This is a genomic window from Cobetia sp. BMC6, assembly GCF_029991385.1.
Taxonomy (GTDB): domain Bacteria; phylum Pseudomonadota; class Gammaproteobacteria; order Pseudomonadales; family Halomonadaceae; genus Cobetia.
Genome location: NZ_JAKUMF010000019.1, coordinates 1 through 1637, shown reverse-complemented (window position 1 = coordinate 1637; position 1637 = coordinate 1). Strand labels below are relative to the sequence as shown.

At 52.9% G+C, this 1637-nt stretch carries 1 rRNA gene (running past one end of the window); it reads right to left on the bottom strand.

Annotated features, from left to right (window positions below):
* Window positions 1-1492 (bottom strand): 23S ribosomal RNA (locus tag MKZ40_RS16740); it reaches 1413 nt to the left of the window's first position.
* Window positions 1493-1637: the final 145 nt, after the last annotated feature.

The window sequence follows — 1637 nt, the reverse complement described above, 5'->3', positions numbered from 1 at the left end:
GGAGGAACCGGATTTGCCTGATTCCTCGGCCTACATGCTTTCACCAGGACAACCAACGCCTGGCTCACCTAGCCTTCTTCGTCCCCCCATCGCAACCACATCCGGTACGGGAATATTAACCCGTTTCCCATCGACTACGCGTTTCCGCCTCGCCTTAGGGGCCGACTCACTCTGCTCCGATTAACGTAGAACAGAAAACCTTGGTCTTCCGGCGGGGGAGTTTTTCACTCCCCTTATCGTTACTCATGTCAGCATTCGCACTCGTGATACCTCCAGCAGACTTCTCAATCCACCTTCATTGGCTTACACGACGCTCCTCTACCGCTCATCCAGAGGATGAACCCGTAGCTTCGGTACCTGATTTAGCCCCGTTATATCTTCCGCGCAGGCCGACTCGACTAGTGAGCTATTACGCTTTCTTTAAAGGATGGCTGCTTCTAAGCCAACCTCCTAGCTGTCTGAGCCTTCCCACATCGTTTCCCACTTAATCAGGATTTTGGGACCTTAGCTGACGGTCTGGGTTGTTTCCCTTTTCACAACGGACGTTAGCACCCGCTGTGTGTCTCCCACGCTGCACTCACTGGTATTCGGAGTTTGCCTCGGGTTGGTAAGTCGGGATGACCCCCTAGCCGAAACAGTGCTCTACCCCCAGCGGTGATACGTGAGGCGCTACCTAAATAGCTTTCGAGGAGAACCAGCTATCTCCGGGCTTGATTAGCCTTTCACTCCGATCCACAGCTCATCCCAGCATTTTTCAACATACTTGGGTTCGGGCCTCCAATTGATGTTACTCAATCTTCACCCTGGCCATGGATAGATCGCCCGGTTTCGGGTCTATACCCTGCGACTGGTCGCCCAGTTAAGACTCGGTTTCCCTACGCCTCCCCTATACGGTTAAGCTCGCCACAGAATATAAGTCGCTGACCCATTATACAAAAGGTACGCGGTCACACCACGAAGGTGCTCCCACTGCTTGTACGCATACGGTTTCAGGATCTATTTCACTCCCCTCGCCGGGGTTCTTTTCGCCTTTCCCTCACGGTACTGGTTCACTATCGGTCAGCCAGGAGTATTTAGCCTTGGAGGATGGTCCCCCCATGTTCAGTCAGGGTTTCTCGTGCCCCGACCTACTCGATTTCACGTGACTCAGACTTCGACTACGGGACTATCACCCTGTATCGTCAAGCTTCCCAGCTTGTTCGCCTGTCAGTTGTCACGCTTAAGGGCTGGTCCCCGTTCGCTCGCCGCTACTTGGGGAATCTCGGTTGATTTCTTTTCCTCCGGGTACTTAGATGTTTCAGTTCCCCGGGTTTGCCTCTATAGGTTATGTATTGGCCTATAGATACTCACCTGATGGTGAGTGGGTTTCCCCATTCGGAAATCGTTGGGTCGCAGGGTATTTGCCACCTCGCCAACGCTTATCGCAGGCTATCACGTCCTTCATCGCCTCTGGCTGCCAAGGCATCCACCGTATGCGCTTAATCGCTTGACCATATAACCCCAAGGGGTCTGTCAAGGATTACGAATCTGTCGGACCTCTCCGACATATCGTGTTGATGGAGATGTGCTTGGCGCACATTCCATCGTCAGCATGATTCACATTGTTAAAGAGCGGCTGTTCAGAGAACAGTGAGAAG